The sequence below is a fragment of the Metabacillus hrfriensis genome, assembly GCF_030127205.1.
In the GTDB taxonomy this organism is placed as follows: Bacteria; Bacillota; Bacilli; order Bacillales; family Bacillaceae; genus Bacillus_P; species Bacillus_P dongyingensis.
On sequence record NZ_CP126116.1, the window covers coordinates 5,049,379 to 5,065,943 of the forward strand.

A 16,565-nucleotide genomic window follows, 5' to 3' on the forward strand; every position below is an offset into this window, starting at 1 on the left:
TCTGCGCACTGTATGAATCTAGTTTATGCGCCATAGTGCTATTTCTTCACGCGGCCCCGCAAATTAAAAGCTAAATCAATTATACCTAAGATTCGCACAAGATACATCAGGATCGGCAGAATCAAAGAAAGAATGATTGCTGTAACAGGTATGGCTTTCGAATAATTTTTCACATGACTGTAAAAGAAAATAAAAGAGAAGCCCTGTACCACTAACAGCACCTGCAGAACAAACAGCAAGTTTACAGCAGCAATATATAGAAAGCTGCCTGTATCCAAATTTAAAAAGAATAAAAAACTGACAATCAAGTAATACCAGACAATGCTTGTAGGCAGCTTCCACTCTCTGAATGGCTTTAGCGGCACCAGCTGGATTTTCAGTCTTTTAAGAACAGGAATGGTTACAGCATGAGACAGTATGGCGAAGATAAATGAAACACTCACAAGCAAACTTGGAATTAAGTAGCCTATGTACTTCATTTGCTCTTCTAATTGATTAATCGCTGCTTCATTTGCTTCCTGACCAATTGCAGCCATCATTGACTTTGCCATATCAATCGTTTCGTCCATGCTGCCTGTCGCTTCTTCAATTGGATCGATTTGAAAAAATGCCACAGAAGCAGCATACATGACGACAAAGCTGATGAGAAAGGCAATTGTGCCCCCAATCAAAGCGCCTGCTGTTTGTCTCTTCTGATAAAAGTAACCCATTACGATTCCGCTCAGGGCATATGTTAAAGTTAATGGCAAAGCAAACAAAGAACCAACTATCAATGTAATGAAGATAGAAGCGGCCATTAAAGTGACAGCAGCTTTAATCCCGTGTCTCACCGTATAAAGAATAAACGGCAATGGCAAAAAGACCATTAAAAATGCCCCAATAAGCGGCAGATAAAGTGTCATTAATGTTAATACAGTAAAAAGCGCAAGTAATATCGCACCTTCTGTCAGTACGTTAACCCGTTTCACAGTTTCACCTCTTTTATACTTCCAAGCTTATTTTAAATGAACCGTGTGTGACAAATCAAATGATTGGATAAAGAGTAAATAAAAAAGCAGCAAGGAATCCTCACTGCCTTTTTCATCTTATTATTCGCCAGATACGTATGGAAGTAAAGCCATTTGACGAGAGCGTTTAATAGCAATCGTTAATTTACGTTGGTATTTAGCGCTTGTTCCTGTTACACGACGAGGTAAGATTTTACCACGCTCAGAAACGAATTTTTTAAGCAAATCTACATCTTTGTAATCGATGTTAGTGATTCCGTGTGCAGTGAAGTAGCACACTTTACGACGTTTTGCACGTCCACCTTTGCGTCCGCCTGCCATAGTTATTTCCTCCTTCCATTATGAATTGCACGTACTATATGTTTTAAAACGGTAAGTCATCATCAGAGATATCAATCGGCTTTCCATCATTTGCGAATGGATCGTCATCAAAGTTCGAACGGCCTTGATTACGCTGATTCTGATTTTGATTTTGATTTTGGTTTTGGCTGAATGGATTTTGCTGACCGCCTTGTCCACCTTGGCCGCCGCCATAATAATTGTTGTTTCCGCCACCGCCGCCGCTGTTTCCACTTCCGCTTTTAGGTTCAAGAAACTGTACGCTTTCAGCAACCACTTCAGTTACATAAACACGTTTGCCAGTCTGGTCTTCATAGCTGCGAGATTGAAGACGTCCATCTACTCCTGCCAAACTTCCTTTTTTAAGGAAATTTGCAACATTTTCAGCCGGACGGCGCCATACGACGCAGTTAATGAAGTCCGCTTCTCTTTCACCCTGCTGGTTTGTGAAGGCACGGTTTACAGCTAATGTAAAAGTAGCAACTGCAGCTCCAGCTGGTGTGTAGCGCAGTTCTGGATCTTTTGTTAGTCTGCCGACTAAAACAACCCGATTCATCATCAGAATCATCCTTTTTTAAAGATATCTAATCTATGTGAATTACACTTCTTTTCTAGTTACCATGTGACGCATGATGTCTTCGCTGATTTTCGCTAAGCGGTCAAATTCTTGAACAGCTTCCGGCTTTGATGCAACTTGAAGAAGCATGTAGTAACCGTCACGCAAATCGTTGATTTCATAAGCAAGGCGACGTTTGCCCCACTCTTTTGTTTCTTCAACTTCCGCACCATTGTCAGCTAAAATTGTGTTAAAACGCTCAACTAGAGCTTTTTTAGCCTCATCTTCAATGTTTGGACGGATGATATACATGATTTCGTATTTATTCATCTCTTACACCTCCTTTTGGTCTAAACGGCCCTAAACGGGCAAGGAGCAATTAAACAATTCAATTACTCACAAGTTTAAATTATAGCAAACAAAATGACTTTAGGCAACCAAATTAAACATTAAAACGGAAATGGATAACGTCGCCATCTTTTACGATGTACTCTTTTCCTTCTAAACGCACTTTTCCGGCTTCGCGTGCAGCTCCCATTGTTCCTGCATTCAGCAGATCTTCATAAGAAACTGTTTCAGCGCGGATAAAGCCGCGTTCGAAGTCAGAGTGAATAACGCCGGCACATTGCGGAGCCTTCATTCCTTTTTTGAAAGTCCACGCACGGACTTCCTGAACACCCGCTGTAAAATAAGTCGCCAGACCAAGAAGATTGTATGAAGCTTTAATAAGCTGATCAAGACCTGATTCTTCGATGCCAAGCTCTTCAAGGAACATTTCTTTTTCTTCTCCATCAAGTTCGGCAATTTCGGATTCAATCTTTGCACATACAACAATGACTTCAGCTTTTTCATTCGCAGCAAATTCACGAACTGCTTTTACATATTCATTGTTTGAAGCATCAGCCACTTCATCTTCAGAGACATTAGCTACATACAAAACAGGTTTGCTTGTCAGTAAATGAAGATGCTTAACAACTTTCATCTGTTCATCTGTAAATTCCACAGAGCGGGCCGGTTTGTCGTTTTCGAATGCATCTTTCAGCATTAACAGAACCTCGTGCTCATAAACAGCATCTTTATCTTTTTGCTTTGCAAGCTTGCCGACACGCTCAATACGCTTGTCTACAGACTCTAAATCCGCTAAAATCAACTCAAGATTGATTGTCTCAACATCATCAATCGGATCTACTTTTCCTGAAACGTGAGTAATGTTGTCGTCTGCAAAACAGCGCACAACGTGACAAATGGCATCTACTTGACGAATATGTGAAAGAAACTTGTTTCCAAGTCCTTCTCCTTTACTTGCACCCTTAACAATTCCTGCAATATCCGTAAATTCAAACGCAGTAGGAACTGTTTTCTTTGGTTTTACAAGATCTGTAAGCTTTTGAAGACGCTCATCCGGCACTTCCACAATCCCTACGTTAGGGTCGATTGTACAGAATGGGTAGTTTGCTGATTCAGCACCAGCCTGTGTAATGGCGTTAAAAAGCGTTGACTTCCCTACGTTCGGAAGTCCAACAATACCAGCGGTTAAAGCCATGGTTATTTCCACTCCTCTATATAAACAATATATAATCGATTAATCCGTTTACTGTTATCTAACCAATCTTCAACAATTATAGATACTAACGCATGAAATGACAAGCTTAAGAGGGGAAGTCTTTCATGGTAAAAGTTCATTTTTACTCATTAAAAAAAGGGGAAAACCAAACGAAAATCAAGGTTTTCTCCCTAAATAAACCATTTAAAGCCATAAAAAGAGTTATTCTTCATGCTTGACTAATCTTTTTTTCATTTTCCGGGCAAATTCTCTTCTTGGAATCATCACACTGTGAGCACAGCCTTCGCATTTTATGCGAATATCCATGCCCATTCTGATGATTTTCCAGCGATTCGCACCGCATGGATGAGGTTTTTTCATTTCGACAACGTCATTTATGCCAAATTCCTTGTCCACTATTCACTCATCCTTTCCTTTTGTTTAGCACCTTCATCCTGTCTTGTATACATGACCATGCGAGGGTATGGAATTTCAATGCCATGCTCATCAAGTCTCATCTTAATTTCTTTTCTCAGCACACGCGATATATGAAAATGCTTCATAGGAAGGACCTCACTGACTACACGCAGGACAACTCCCGATGGCCCCAGGTTTTGTACGCCAAGCAATTCAGGAGGTGCAACCATTTCTTCATACTTATCCGGCAGCTCGAGCAATAAATCTTCAATGACTCTTTCCGCTTTTGGAATATCCCCTTCATAGGCAATACTGACATCTACAAAAGCGACGCTGTTATTGACGGAGAAATTAGTCACTTCCGTTATATTTCCGTTTGGCAGAATATTGATTTCTCCTGTCCAGCTCTTGATCTTAGTTGTGCGAAGTCCAATTTCTTCAACAGTTCCTTCAAATTGGCCGACACGAATCATGTCACCTACTGAAAACTGATCTTCAAAAATAATGAAGAATCCTGTAATGATGTCCCTGACAAGATTTTGTGCACCGAATCCGACGGCGAGCCCGACAATTCCCGCTCCGGCGAGCAGAGCCTTTACATCGAAGCTTAATGTCTCAAGGATCATCAGCAGGGCAACAAAATAAACGAGGTACGTTAAAATGTTATCGAGCAGCTTGACAAGCGTATTTTCTCTCCGCTCTGAAATGCGGAGCGGTGACTTTGTTCTCAGCAAGAAAATTTTTCCAATGACTACATTTCCGACTCGAATAAGGATTGTTGAAAGGATCATAATGCCAATAATCTTCAGCAGTCCTTGTCCAAAGTTCAGCCAGAGATCTTCGTTTAGAAGAGAGGCACCTATTTTATCTATAAGCTTATTTATAAAATCCACATCAGATCAACCTTTCCTTTAGAAAGAATTACACGCTGCATTCATAAAGATAGGTTTTATTTTAACAACTTTTCTAAGCAATTTACAGTGCTTAGCAAAAACTCTTATTATCTCTTAAATATGTATAGATTTCTATATTCTTCCGTATACTGTTACTACTATATTGAAGGAGTGAAATGATGAATTTTAAATCTGGCTTTTTAAAACCGCAGCGAGACCGAATTTATTATGAAGATGACCATGCGGCTGAACATTTATCATCAGAAATAAAACTCCTTCTTTCTGTACGGAAACCCATCGTAGTCCTATGTATTGGAACAGACCGCTCAACAGGTGACTGTTTGGGCCCTTTAGTAGGCACTAAGCTTATCGAAGCTGATCTCAAGCATTTTCATGTTTACGGAACACTCAAGCATCCTGTTCATGCAGTCAACCTTGAAGAAACTATTCAAGAAATAGAACAAACGTTCGATAATCCTTTTATTCTGGCGATTGATGCCTGCTTGGGAAGACTAAAAAGTGTAGGGACATTCCAGGTTGGATCAGGTCCAATCAAGCCTGGTGCAGGTGTAAACAAGGTGCTTCCCGAGGTAGGAGACATTCACATAAATGGAATTGTCAACGTCAGCGGGTTTATGGAATTCTTTGTATTGCAAAATACAAGACTGCATCTCGTCATGACAATGGCTTCTATTATTGCAGAAAGCATCATTCTGGCTGAGCAGCAGATAGAACTTAAAAAAATCCCGTTAAAGACAAAGACCTCCTGGCTTAATCAGGCCAAGGATGCAAACTTCAATTAAACAAATTTCATTAAAACAATAATGACTGCAACAACTGCCAGGCTTGGCAGGAGGTTTGCTACACGAATGGCTTTTATAGCAAGCATATTAATACCAATGGCAAAGATCAGTATCCCGCCAACGGCTGTAATCTCTGAGATCAAATCCTCAAGCAAAGATTCCGGTACATACTGATGAATCACATTCGCAAATACAGCGATGCCTCCTTCATATATGAAAACAGGAACCGCTGAAAGAAGAACACCTATGCCAAGGGTACTTGAAAGAACCATGCTCGTAAAGCCATCAATCATCGACTTTGTGTACAAAATATCATGATCCTGTCTCAATCCGCTATCAAGTGATCCAACAATTGCCATTGCACCAATGACAAAGATAAGGGTAGCGGATACAAAGCCTTGTGCAAAATCCCCCGTTTGATTTCTGCTTAGTTTTTTCTCAAGCCAGTGTCCCACCTGATGCAGTTTCTTTTCAATATCAATGGCTTCTCCAATGACTGCCCCGAAAACAAGACTGATAATCACAATAAACAGCTGTTCACTTTCCAGTGCCATATCGAGGCCTAATACCATGACAAAAAGACCTATGCCTGTCATGACCGTCTGTTTCATAGATTCTGGTATTCTGCGAAGCAATAAACCTAAAAGAGAACCTATGATAATTCCAGCTGCATTTACTAAACTTCCTAATAACACCAACTTAATCCCTCTTTCTAATTATATGCGCAAGCGCCTTGTTCAGCTTCGGCAGGCAGATAGAGATCCGGCAGAAAAATTGCAAATTACTTTTAGGGCGGATCCTTTCTGACCGAGATGTTAAGTTCCGAAGCTGCTTTTTATTAAAACATAAAAATAAGCCATCTATGCTGCAAGATGGCCGCTTAAGATGTTTGCTCAGCTTCAAGCAACTCTAAAATTCTTTCCAAGTCCTCTTTTGAGAAAAATTCAATTTCTATTTTCCCTTTTTTCTTCTGCTGCTTAATCGTAACAGAAGTGCCAAAATACTCACGCAAGTAGGATTCTCTTTCTTTAATGAAAATGTCCTGACTGACAGCTTTCTTTTTCGTTTCACGTGGAACATTTTCGTTTAACTGCTGAACAAGAAGCTCAACTTGCCGGACATTAAGCTGTTCTTTCATAATTTTGTCCGCTAAGGCTTTTAGCTTGTCTTTTTTCTTAAGCCCGAGCAGTGTTCTGCCATGACCCATTGAAATCTTTCCTTCAGAAATAAGAGTTTGAATGGTATCTGGAAGAGACAATAACCTCAGATGATTCGCAATATGCGGTCTGCTTTTCCCTAGACGTTTGGCAAGCTCTTCTTGTGTAATATGCAAGTGATCAAGCAAAGACTGGTAGGCTCCCGCTTCTTCGATTGGAGATAGATCTTCGCGCTGGAGATTTTCAAGAAGCGCAAGCTCCATCATCTGCTGATCTGTCAGCTCTCTGATGACAGCTGGCACAACATGAAGGCCCGCTGCTTTCGCTGCACGGAAACGGCGCTCGCCCACGACAATCTCATAGCCTTTAATACTCTTACGCACAATGATTGGCTGAAGGATGCCATGCTGAAGGATGGACTCTTTCAGTTCTTCAATCGCTCCTGGCAAAAATGTTTTGCGGGGCTGATAAGGATTTGGACGCAGATCTTTTATTTTAATTTCCTGCAGTGTTTCGTCATTGCTTACTTCCATATTCGTAAACAAAGCATTGATTCCTTTACCTAACCCTTTAGCCATTTACAACCACTTCCTTTGCCAATTCTAAGTATACATCAGCGCCCCGTGAGCGCGGGTCATAAATAATAATCGGCTGTCCATGACTTGGTGCTTCGCTTAAACGGACGTTTCTGGGAATAATTGTTTTATATACTTTGTCGCGAAAATATTTTTTGACTTCTTCAATAACCTGAATTCCTAAATTGGTGCGTGCATCAAGCATTGTTAAAAGAACGCCTTCTATCATTAAATCGGTATTTAAATGTTTTTGAACTAATCGCACAGTATTCAGCAGCTGACTCAATCCTTCAAGTGCATAATACTCGCATTGAACTGGAATAAGCACGGCATCTGAAGCTGTTAAAGCATTGATTGTCAGCAATCCTAAAGAGGGAGGACAGTCAATAATCATATAGTCATAATTATGTTTTACTTTTTCAAGCGCACGTTTCAGACGGACTTCTCTGGAAATGGTTGGCACAAGTTCAATTTCGGCACCTGCCAGCTGAATAGTGGCAGGAATTGCATCCAAATTTTCGACAGCAGTTGGCTTAATGACTTCTGTTACATCAACATCATCAACTAAAATATCATAAACACAATGTTCAACATCGGCTTTTTCTATTCCTATACCACTTGTCGCATTTCCTTGTGGGTCAACATCGACGAGAAGAACTCGTTTTCCTATATATGCTAAGCACGCACCAAGATTAACGGAAGTTGTCGTTTTGCCGACTCCGCCTTTCTGGTTCGCAATGGCAATAATTTTCCCCACAATGTCACCTGCTTTCACTAAACATGAACTCTATCATGTTCTCTATTTTATCATGAAACTTTGCCAATGGTTTGAACTTTTTTGCAATTTGTGAAAATGCAGCCTGAACGAAAATCTCGAAATCTATGAAACTTCAAAAAGAAAAAGCCCTCTGCTGAATTTGCAGAGAGCTACTTTGGAATTTTTATAGTGAATTGAATGTATTCTTCAAATTCTTCTTCTTCAGCATTTATTTTTACGCCAGTATCCGCTACCATTGTCAGCGATTGACGGATGGTATTCATCGCAATACGAGTATCCCGGCTGAACGCTTTACGTTTTGGTTTTGCTTTCGGGCTGGTTTTCTCAAGCATTTTGACAACGCGGTCTTCTGTTTGTTTGACATTTAACTGCTTTTCAATGATTTCAGAGAGCAGTGTTATTTGCGGATCTGGTTTTTTTAAAGGAATGAGTGCTCTAGCATGTCTCTCTGTTATTTTCTTTTGGAGCAATGCATCCTGAACTTCCTTAGGCAGCTTTAACAGCCTAAGCTTATTGGCAATTGTGGACTGTCCTTTGCCGAGACGCTGGGCAAGGGCCTCTTGAGTCAAGTCGTGAAGCTCCAGCAGCTTTGCATATGCAACAGCTTCTTCTATCGCTGAAAGCTCCTCACGCTGAAGGTTCTCAATTAAGGCAACAGAAGCTGTTTCTGTGTCGTTGAAATCCTTCACAATCGCTGGGATTGTTTCCCATCCGAGTTTTTGGACCGCTCTATACCGTCTTTCCCCGGCAATAATTTCATATCTTCCATCAACCTGACGTACAACAATCGGCTGAATAATCCCGTGCGTACGTATCGTAAGCGATAATTCTTCAATTTTTTCATCCGCGAAAACCGTACGGGGCTGAAAACGATTAGGCACAATTTCCTGCACGGAAATCTTTTTAACCTCATCAAATACTGAATCATCAATCTCTTCTGCTTCAATTACTGCTGTTTTTTCTGCTGTATCTTCTTTTTCTCCCAAACCGAAAAAACGAGAGAATGGATGCTTCATGAGCCTACACCACCTTTAGAAACTGCCATCATATTAATTCTCTTTCAATTCTCTATATTCCTGCATGCCGACCGAACTTTCCATTTAATGTTTTTCTATTCTAACGGAAGTTTGTTAGGCGTACCCGGTTTACGGGGATATTTTGCAGGTGTTGATTTTTGTTTATGAATAATAATGATTGAGCGCTCACTTTCCTCAAGCGGCAGCTCAAAGGCATACTTTTCCTTCACCTTGCCGCCAAGCGTACTGATTGCTTTTTCAGCTTTGATTATTTCTTCCTCAGCTGATGCGGCTTTCATTGCTACGAAATGACCGCCTGTTTTAGCAAGGGGCAGGCAAAGCTCGCTCAAAACAGATAGACGCGCTACGGCCCTTGCCGTCACAACGTCATACGTTTCTCTGAATGCTTTGTTTTTTCCAAACGTTTCTGCTCTGTCATGATAAAGAGATACGCCTGAAAGGTTTAGTGATTTCGTCAGATGATCTAAAAATGTAATTCTCTTTTGAAGAGAATCCACAATTGCAATTTTTAGATGCGGAAAGCAAATTTTAATCGGCAGACTTGGAAACCCTGCGCCTGCGCCTACGTCACAAATGGATAGCGGTTTTGTAAAATCAAAATAGAAAGCAGCAGAAATAGAATCATAAAAATGCTTAAGATAAACTTCTTTTTTTTCTGTAATCGAAGTTAAATTCATTTTCTCATTCCACTCTACAAGCAATTCGTAGTAAGTCTCAAATTGCTCCAGCTGTTCTGCGGAAAGAGAGATTCCCTTTTCCTCAAGACTGGATTTAAATAAAGAAATGTCCATACTCAAAACCTTTCTGATCTGCTTTTATTCGCCTGAAACACGGGCTATTTTCCCTTGCTCTAAATAGACGAGAAGGATGGAAATGTCTGCCGGGTTAACCCCTGAAATACGGGATGCCTGTGCCATTGAAAGCGGTCTGACCTCTTTCAGTTTCTGGCGTGCTTCAGAAGCAATGCCTGAAATAGCATCGTAATCAATATTTTCTGGGATTTTTTTGTTTTCCATTTTCTTCAGCTTTTCAACCTGCTGAAGCGACTTTTCAATATAGCCTTCATATTTAATCTGAATTTCAACCTGTTCGGCTATTTCTCCGGAAATATTTTCGTCAGCAGGTGCAAGAGCATGAATATGCTCATAGTTCATTTCAGGGCGTTTCATAAGATCTGATGCACGGATTCCGTCCTTCAGTTCACTGCCGCCTGCACTTCTGATTAATTCCTGTGTCTGCTCATTTGGTTTGATGATGACCGAATTCAAACGTTTTTTCTCTGCTTCAATTGCTTCTCTTTTAAGCAAGAAAGTCTTGTAGCGTTCTTCTTTTATAAGTCCAATCTTACGTCCTATATCCGTTAAACGCAAGTCTGCATTATCATGGCGAAGAAGCAGGCGATATTCTGCTCTGGAAGTCAATAAACGATAAGGTTCGTTTGTTCCTTTTGTGACAAGATCATCTATTAATACTCCGATATAAGCATCAGAACGGCTTAAGATGACTTCTTCTTTGTCAAGGGCTTTGCTGGCGGCATTAATTCCGGCCATTAAGCCTTGTCCCGCTGCTTCCTCGTAGCCAGATGTACCATTGATTTGTCCGGCAGTAAAAAGGCCTGGCACCTTTTTCGTTTCAAGGGTTGGCCATAGTTGTGTAGGTACGATGGCATCATACTCGATTGCATATCCTGCACGCATCATTTCCACATTCTCCAGACCGGGGATGGATGCAAGAATTCTTCGCTGTACATCCTCCGGAAGACTTGTCGATAAACCCTGCACATAAACTTCCTGTGTGTTTCTGCCTTCTGGCTCAAGGAAAATCTGATGACGCGGCTTATCATTGAAACGGACTACCTTATCTTCGATTGAAGGACAGTAGCGCGGTCCAGTTCCTTTAATCATGCCCGAGTACATTGGTGAACGGTGAAGATTATCGTCGATAATTTTATGAGTTTCTTCACTTGTGTAAGTCAGCCAGCATGGAAGCTGATCTGTAATATATTTTGTCGTCTCGTAGGAAAAAGCGCGGGGAACGTCGTCACCTGGCTGAATTTCTGTTTTGCTGTAATCAATTGAATGGCTGTTTACACGCGGCGGTGTTCCCGTTTTAAAACGAACCATATCAAGTCCAATTTCCTGCAGATGCTCTGATAATTTTATAGAAGGCTGCTGGTTATTAGGTCCGCTTGAATATTGCAGTTCACCTAAAATAATTTTCCCTCTTAAAAATGTGCCTGTAGTCAGAACAACTGTTTTCGCACGGTATTCCGCGCCCGTTTGAGTAATAACGCCCCGGCACTCTCCGTCTTCAATAATAAGACGGTCTACCATTCCTTGTAACATTGTAAGATTCCGCTCATTTTCCATCGTCTTCTTCATTTCATGCTGATACGTAAATTTATCCGCCTGAGCACGCAGCGCACGCACAGCCGGCCCTTTGCCTGTATTGAGCATTCTCATTTGAATATGTGTTTTATCGATATTTTTTGCCATTTCTCCGCCTAAAGCATCGATTTCGCGCACAACGATTCCTTTTGCAGGTCCACCTACTGATGGATTACAAGGCATAAAAGCAACCATATCAAGATTGATCGTCAAAGCAAGCGTTTTTGCACCCATTCTCGCAGAAGCGAGGGCGGCCTCAACCCCTGCATGACCTGCACCGACGACAACTACATCATAATCACCTGCATGATATCCCATGGTATTTACCTCCTTTATGAATTAAGCACTTTTTTATTTTTTAATCTAAGTAAAATGTACATGATCCTATATAAATACAGCCCTTATTTTCCTAAACAGAACTGAGCAAACAGCTGATCAATCAAACTTTCATGAACAGCATCTCCAATAATCTCACCAAGCAGCTCCCATGTTCGTGTCAAATCGATCTGTACAAGATCAATCGGCACTCCTGCTTCAATCGCTTCAAGTGCATCTTCAATCGTACGTTTTGCCTGTGACAGCAAAGCAATGTGCCTTGTGTTTGAAACATAAGTTAAATCCGAAGCGCCAACGCTGCCTTCGAAAAACAGCGAGCTGATGGATTCTTCAAGCTGATCAATTCCCTGTTCCTCTAGCAGAGAAGTCGTCACTACAGGTGAATCTTTTGCAAGCTCCCTCACCCGTTTCAAATCTGCTTTTTGAGGAAGATCTGTTTTATTGACGATAACAATTACGTCCATCCCGCTTACAGCTTCAAACAGCTGCTCATCCTCTTTTGAAAGAGCTTCACTATAATTTAAAACGAGCAGGATAAGGTCGGCCTTTTTCAATACCTGTCTAGATTTCTCAACACCGATCCTCTCGACAATGTCCTCTGTCTCCCTAATACCAGCTGTATCAACTAAACGAAGAGGCACGCCTCGAACGTTTACATATTCCTCAATGACATCCCTTGTCGTTCCCGGTATATCAGTTACAATCGCTTTATTTTCGTGAATCAGACTATTCAGAAGCGACGATTTGCCTACATTAGGTCTGCCTACGATGACCGTTGAAAGACCCTCTCTTAAAATCTTGCCCTGCTGGGATGTTTGGAGCAGCTTTTCAATCTCATTTTTGACGAACGTTGCTTTTTCAATCAGCATGCTGTGCGTCATTTCTTCTACATCATCATATTCAGGGTAATCTATGTTTACTTCCACATGTGCAAGCGTCTCAAGAATTTCCTGGCGCAGACGCTGAATGAGCTTAGATAATCTCCCTTCCATCTGTCCAAGGGCGACATTCATTGCACGATCTGTTTTTGCTCTTATTAAATCCATCACCGCTTCAGCTTGCGACAAATCAATTCGTCCATTTAAAAACGCTCTCTTCGTAAATTCACCCGGTTCTGCAAGCCGCGCCCCGTGGTTTAATGCAAGCTGCAGGACACGGTTAACTGTTACTATCCCGCCGTGGCAGTTTATTTCTACTATATCTTCCCTCGTAAATGTCTTAGGGCCTTTCAACACTGATACCATAACTTCTTCTACAATTTGGCCAGTATCAGGATCTGCAATATGCCCGTAATGAATCGTATGTGAAGGTACCTCTGTCAATTGTTTCTCAGAAGGACCTGAATACAATTTGTCCGCAATCTTGATTGCATCGTCCCCGCTTAGTCTGACGATGGCAATCGCTCCCTCTCCCATTGGTGTGGATATTGCTGCAATTGTATCGAATTCCATGCGTTTCACCCCGCTTCTCTCAAAATAAATCTATATAGAAATTCCCTATTATATACGCAGTCAAATTTATAAGATATCATAGTTATTTCTTGTTGGAAAGAAAAATATATTGAATTATCCACAGACTTAAATTCCGCACAATTCTCTCATTATCATTTTAACTTATCCACATGTTAATAACAATATTTCCAAATGGAAGGTTTCTAAGCCCTTAAGCATAAAAGAAAGCACAAAAAACCCTGCTGATTGAATACCAGCAGGGTTTTGGCGTGTCAGATGAGTATTGTTCGGGCAAAGTCTTGCTAATCGCCTAATTTCTCAGCAGAACAAATCCGCAAAAAAAGTCAAAGTGTCGGATTTCTATCTTTCTTCCTGCGCTAAACAGGCGATTTTGCTGTTCTTATTTAGGAGCAATCACCAAATGGCGATTAGGTTCTTCTCCAACCGAGTATGTTTTAATCTTGTGCTGCTGGTTAACTAGAGCAGCATGGATAATCTTTCGTTCATATGAAGGCATTGGTTCTAAAGGAACTTCTCTTTTAGTACGAACAGCCTGATGTGCAAGCTTCTGAGCTAGCTGAATTAATGTTTCTTTGCGGCGGGTTCTGTAGTTTTCAGCATCTACTGTAATATGCAAGTAGTGATTAGAATGACGATTTGCCGCGAGCTGTGTCAAATATTGCAGAGAATTAAGCGTTTGTCCGCGCTTACCAATTAATAGCGCAACCTTCTCTCCTTCAATTTGAAACGTGACATTTTTGCCTTCCTGAATCATTTCAACTGTTGCCTCCACATTCATATTTCTGATCACTTCTTTCAGAAAATGATGCGCTTCTTCAGCAGGATTTGGAAGTTTTACGGCTTTAACCATGGCAGGCTTTGCCCCAAACAGTCCTAAAAATCCCTTTTTCCCTGCATCAAGAACGGTAATTTCAACTTCTTTATCGCTTGCATTCAGCTGTGTTAAAGCGGATTGTACTGCTTCTTCGACGCTAAGTCCGGTAGCAGTTATTTCTCTCACTTTTTCGTTCCTCCCGATTTTGAAAGTGCTTTCGCTCTAATATCAGGTCCATAAATGATCATTGTCTGCACGATCATGAATATATTTCCGACTACCCAATATAAAGATAGTGCCGCTGGGAAGCTGACAGCAAAGATGACGATCATAACTGGCATGATATATAAAAGCATAGCCATTTGCGGATTTTGATTTGCTGTTCCCGCCATTGTCAATTTTTGTTGAATGAATGTTGTAATACCTGCAATGATCGGAAGCAGGTATATTGGATCACGCGATCCCAGGTCAAACCATAGGAAGTTGTGATCTGCAATCGCTTCTGTTCTCATAATTGCATGATAAAAACCAATCAGGATTGGCATTTGAACTAATAATGGAAAACACCCTGCAAGAGGGTTCACTTTATTCTTCTGAAATAAAGACATTGTTTCCTGCTGCAGTTTTTGCTGTGTTTTTTGGTCTTTAGAGCTGTATTTTTCACGCAGCTTTTGCATTTCTGGCTGTAATTCCTGCATTGCTTTTGAGTTTTTGATCTGTTTAATCATTAAAGGCAAGATCGCAAAACGAATGATCAGCGTAACGACAACAATTGACAGTCCGTAGCTGTTACCCATTAATTCTGCAAAATATATGATCAGCCATGACAACGGATACACAATGTAGTGATTCCAGAATCCCTGACTTTCTTCTGTGATTGGCTGGTTCACTTCTGTACATCCTGCAAGAAGCATCATGATGCTCACTAAGCCAAGCACTAACAATATTCTCCTTTTCAACCGGTATTCCTCCTAACAAAATAACTAAACCTGCAAATTCTGCCGACTTTATTCAACACTTATTTTAACATCTTTTAAAAGGAAAACTTATTTCATTTTTCACTTTTCTATGTATTTTTTATGGAGTTTTCACGCTGCGGTCTTGCTCTGTGGACTTTTGTTTTTCTGAAAAGGTGCAATAAACTGCTTTTGACTTCATGATAGTCCATTTCGGATGCCGGCTTTCTGGCAATTACTATATAATCAATGCCTGTTTTTAAGCTGTCTTTTTCTTCGAGAAATACTTGTCGGACGAGACGCTTAATTCGGTTTCTTGTGACGGCATTCCCTATTTTTTTACTGACTGATAAACCTAAACGGAATTCTTTTTCTTCAGGCTGACCCAGCATGTAGATCACAAATTGTCTATTTGCCATCGACTTACCATGCTTGAATACTTTTTGGAAGTCTTCGTTTTTTTTGATGCGGTTTTTCTTTTTCATTTCCTCACTCCGGATCCTTGCCTGAAATTCTCCAGCCTGTTGAGAGCTTTTCCATCATTATTTCTTTAACAATATCTATTTAAACAGCTGTTTTTGAAAAACATGGCCCAATCATGAGTAGGATTGGGCCATGTAAAAAAGACCACTGATACTTTTCAGTGGCCTATGCTGATAATACTTTTCTTCCTTTACGACGACGTGCAGCTAGCACTTTACGTCCGTTTTTTGAGCTCATGCGAGCGCGGAAACCGTGAACTTTACTATGTTTGCGATTATTTGGTTGATAAGTTCTTTTCATTATAGACACCTCCCTGAGGAATAGCTGTTAAAGACAGTCTTTCTAATTATAGAGAGTGACCTAGTGAATTGTCAACCATATGACAAAAAAGATCTCACACTGAAGGACTGTTCTCATATTATTTATTGTTTTCATATAGAAATTTTTCAAATTTGGAAAGTTCTATTCCACTTAAATAAGCAGAATCGAAGTAGATTCCGCTAAAAAAATTTAAAATTCATTTTTGCATTCTGAATCAGTCAAATTTTAAAAAAGAATCCAAACCAGTTATAGATGTACAAATCTATTAAACTTCATAGGCTGTGAATAGTTTTTTCGACATTTTTTTTATCCACACCCGTTATTGACAGGTTTCACACAGAACAAACATATGTGGACAATTATTCTCCACAAAGAGCCGGATATGTGGATAAGTTTTATAAAACCATTGCGCCGCTTCGTTTAATTTGATATTATATTTGTGTTTTCACTCTGAATATCGGAACGTCAACATCCGGGTTATCCACACTCTGTGGATAACATGTGGAAAGATTATTAACACCCTGTTAAAAAACTTGTCCACATTTAAGGGTTTTTGTCGAAAAGACGTTTTTCTACTATATTATATATTTATGCACATTTTGTTCGTTTTGTATTTTTATTCACGGACATCCATCTGTTGTACAAAACATATACACATTCATTTTATAGAAAAAGGAGGGAGATGCCTCAT

General features: G+C 40.4%; 19 protein-coding genes. 1 reads left to right on the forward strand and 18 read right to left on the reverse strand.

Features of this window, described 5'->3' with window-relative positions; genetic code table 11:
* Positions 1-38 precede the first annotated feature (38 nt).
* From QLQ22_RS24905 to QLQ22_RS24935, 7 genes are all read right to left on the reverse strand, one after another.
* On the reverse strand, positions 39-968 hold the full coding sequence (locus QLQ22_RS24905) for a YybS family protein (RefSeq protein WP_223438822.1): 930 nt from the start codon (positions 966-968) through the stop codon (positions 39-41).
* Positions 969-1,088: 120 nt separating this feature from the next.
* Positions 1,089-1,328, reverse strand: a complete 240-nt coding sequence (gene rpsR, locus QLQ22_RS24910; protein ID WP_223438823.1) for a 30S ribosomal protein S18 — start codon at positions 1,326-1,328, stop codon at positions 1,089-1,091.
* Between the two features lie 43 nt (positions 1,329-1,371).
* Positions 1,372-1,905: a single-stranded DNA-binding protein gene (gene ssb, locus QLQ22_RS24915; protein WP_223438824.1), complete on the reverse strand. Its 534-nt coding sequence runs from the start codon at positions 1,903-1,905 to the stop codon at positions 1,372-1,374.
* Positions 1,906-1,944: 39 nt separating this feature from the next.
* Complete coding sequence (rpsF, locus tag QLQ22_RS24920; RefSeq protein WP_070878903.1) at positions 1,945-2,232, reverse strand: 30S ribosomal protein S6; 288 nt, start codon at positions 2,230-2,232, stop codon at positions 1,945-1,947.
* A gap of 112 nt (positions 2,233-2,344) precedes the next feature.
* Positions 2,345-3,445, reverse strand: coding sequence for a redox-regulated ATPase YchF (ychF, locus tag QLQ22_RS24925; protein ID WP_223438825.1), 1,101 nt, complete (start codon positions 3,443-3,445; stop codon positions 2,345-2,347).
* 222 nt (positions 3,446-3,667) lie between these two features.
* Positions 3,668-3,865 carry a DUF951 domain-containing protein gene (locus tag QLQ22_RS24930; RefSeq protein WP_223443756.1) on the reverse strand — a complete coding sequence of 66 codons (198 nt, stop codon included), beginning with the start codon at positions 3,863-3,865 and terminating at the stop codon, positions 3,668-3,670.
* Positions 3,862-4,755, reverse strand: a complete 894-nt coding sequence (locus tag QLQ22_RS24935; RefSeq protein WP_252207803.1) for a mechanosensitive ion channel family protein — start codon at positions 4,753-4,755, stop codon at positions 3,862-3,864. Before QLQ22_RS24935 ends, QLQ22_RS24930 begins: the two co-directional genes overlap by 4 nt.
* Positions 4,756-4,934: 179 nt before the next feature.
* Between QLQ22_RS24935 and yyaC the strand changes: the two genes are divergently transcribed.
* The gene (gene yyaC / locus QLQ22_RS24940) at positions 4,935-5,558 is read left to right on the forward strand and encodes a spore protease YyaC (RefSeq protein WP_284015785.1); all 624 of its coding nucleotides are present in this window, start codon (positions 4,935-4,937) and stop codon (positions 5,556-5,558) included.
* On the opposite strand, the gene QLQ22_RS24945 is transcribed toward yyaC, so the two are convergent.
* The 11 genes from QLQ22_RS24945 to rpmH all read right to left on the reverse strand — a co-directional run bounded on the left by QLQ22_RS24945 (position 5,555) and on the right by rpmH (position 15,853).
* Entirely contained in the window at positions 5,555-6,256 is a 702-nt protein-coding gene (locus tag QLQ22_RS24945; protein WP_284015786.1) for a DUF554 domain-containing protein, read from the reverse strand. The two genes, yyaC and QLQ22_RS24945, sit on opposite strands and share 4 nt — an antisense overlap.
* 182 nt (positions 6,257-6,438) lie before the next feature.
* On the reverse strand, positions 6,439-7,293 hold the full coding sequence (locus QLQ22_RS24950) for a ParB/RepB/Spo0J family partition protein (RefSeq protein WP_252207806.1): 855 nt from the start codon (positions 7,291-7,293) through the stop codon (positions 6,439-6,441).
* Positions 7,286-8,047: a ParA family protein gene (locus tag QLQ22_RS24955; RefSeq protein ID WP_070878939.1), complete on the reverse strand. Its 762-nt coding sequence runs from the start codon at positions 8,045-8,047 to the stop codon at positions 7,286-7,288. Before QLQ22_RS24955 ends, QLQ22_RS24950 begins: the two co-directional genes overlap by 8 nt.
* A 170-nt stretch (positions 8,048-8,217) precedes the next feature.
* Positions 8,218-9,084: a nucleoid occlusion protein gene (noc, locus tag QLQ22_RS24960; RefSeq protein WP_223438830.1), complete on the reverse strand. Its 867-nt coding sequence runs from the start codon at positions 9,082-9,084 to the stop codon at positions 8,218-8,220.
* 95 nt (positions 9,085-9,179) lie between these two features.
* Entirely contained in the window at positions 9,180-9,896 is a 717-nt protein-coding gene (gene rsmG, locus QLQ22_RS24965; protein ID WP_284015787.1) for a 16S rRNA (guanine(527)-N(7))-methyltransferase RsmG, read from the reverse strand.
* A 24-nt stretch (positions 9,897-9,920) separates the two neighbouring features.
* Positions 9,921-11,810 (reverse strand): tRNA uridine-5-carboxymethylaminomethyl(34) synthesis enzyme MnmG, encoded by a 1,890-nt coding sequence (mnmG, locus tag QLQ22_RS24970; protein ID WP_223438831.1) that lies wholly within the window; start codon positions 11,808-11,810, stop codon positions 9,921-9,923.
* Between the two features lie 83 nt (positions 11,811-11,893).
* The gene (gene mnmE, locus QLQ22_RS24975) at positions 11,894-13,279 is read right to left on the reverse strand and encodes a tRNA uridine-5-carboxymethylaminomethyl(34) synthesis GTPase MnmE (protein WP_223438832.1); all 1,386 of its coding nucleotides are present in this window, start codon (positions 13,277-13,279) and stop codon (positions 11,894-11,896) included.
* A gap of 400 nt (positions 13,280-13,679) precedes the next feature.
* A complete protein-coding gene (jag, locus tag QLQ22_RS24980) occupies positions 13,680-14,300 on the reverse strand; it encodes an RNA-binding cell elongation regulator Jag/EloR (RefSeq protein ID WP_223438833.1) in 621 nt (206 codons plus the stop codon).
* Positions 14,297-15,073, reverse strand: a complete 777-nt coding sequence (gene spoIIIJ / locus QLQ22_RS24985; RefSeq protein ID WP_223438834.1) for a YidC family membrane integrase SpoIIIJ — start codon at positions 15,071-15,073, stop codon at positions 14,297-14,299. Before spoIIIJ ends, jag begins: the two co-directional genes overlap by 4 nt.
* 107 nt (positions 15,074-15,180) lie before the next feature.
* Positions 15,181-15,555 carry a ribonuclease P protein component gene (gene rnpA, locus QLQ22_RS24990; RefSeq protein ID WP_223438835.1) on the reverse strand — a complete coding sequence of 125 codons (375 nt, stop codon included), beginning with the start codon at positions 15,553-15,555 and terminating at the stop codon, positions 15,181-15,183.
* Between the two features lie 163 nt (positions 15,556-15,718).
* Positions 15,719-15,853, reverse strand: a complete 135-nt coding sequence (gene rpmH, locus QLQ22_RS24995) for a 50S ribosomal protein L34 (RefSeq protein ID WP_029282916.1) — start codon at positions 15,851-15,853, stop codon at positions 15,719-15,721.
* Between the last annotated feature and the right edge of the window lie 712 nt (positions 15,854-16,565).

What these genes read in the sequence shown, in the direction of transcription:
- rpsR (WP_223438823.1), bottom strand. Translation starts at nt 1,328, where the DNA reads ATGGCAGGCGGACGCAAAGGTGGACGTGCAAAACGTCGTAAAGTGTGC.
- ssb (WP_223438824.1), bottom strand. Translation starts at nt 1,905, where the DNA reads ATGATGAATCGGGTTGTTTTAGTCGGCAGACTAACAAAAGATCCAGAA.
- rpsF (WP_070878903.1), bottom strand. Translation starts at nt 2,232, where the DNA reads ATGAATAAATACGAAATCATGTATATCATCCGTCCAAACATTGAAGAT.
- ychF (WP_223438825.1), bottom strand. Translation starts at nt 3,445, where the DNA reads ATGGCTTTAACCGCTGGTATTGTTGGACTTCCGAACGTAGGGAAGTCA.
- yyaC (WP_284015785.1), top strand. Translation starts at nt 4,935, where the DNA reads ATGAATTTTAAATCTGGCTTTTTAAAACCGCAGCGAGACCGAATTTAT.
- QLQ22_RS24950 (WP_252207806.1), bottom strand. Translation starts at nt 7,293, where the DNA reads ATGGCTAAAGGGTTAGGTAAAGGAATCAATGCTTTGTTTACGAATATG.
- noc (WP_223438830.1), bottom strand. Translation starts at nt 9,084, where the DNA reads ATGAAGCATCCATTCTCTCGTTTTTTCGGTTTGGGAGAAAAAGAAGAT.
- rsmG (WP_284015787.1), bottom strand. Translation starts at nt 9,896, where the DNA reads ATGGACATTTCTTTATTTAAATCCAGTCTTGAGGAAAAGGGAATCTCT.
- mnmG (WP_223438831.1), bottom strand. Translation starts at nt 11,810, where the DNA reads ATGGGATATCATGCAGGTGATTATGATGTAGTTGTCGTCGGTGCAGGT.
- mnmE (WP_223438832.1), bottom strand. Translation starts at nt 13,279, where the DNA reads ATGGAATTCGATACAATTGCAGCAATATCCACACCAATGGGAGAGGGA.
- rnpA (WP_223438835.1), bottom strand. Translation starts at nt 15,555, where the DNA reads ATGAAAAAGAAAAACCGCATCAAAAAAAACGAAGACTTCCAAAAAGTA.
- rpmH (WP_029282916.1), bottom strand. Translation starts at nt 15,853, where the DNA reads ATGAAAAGAACTTATCAACCAAATAATCGCAAACATAGTAAAGTTCAC.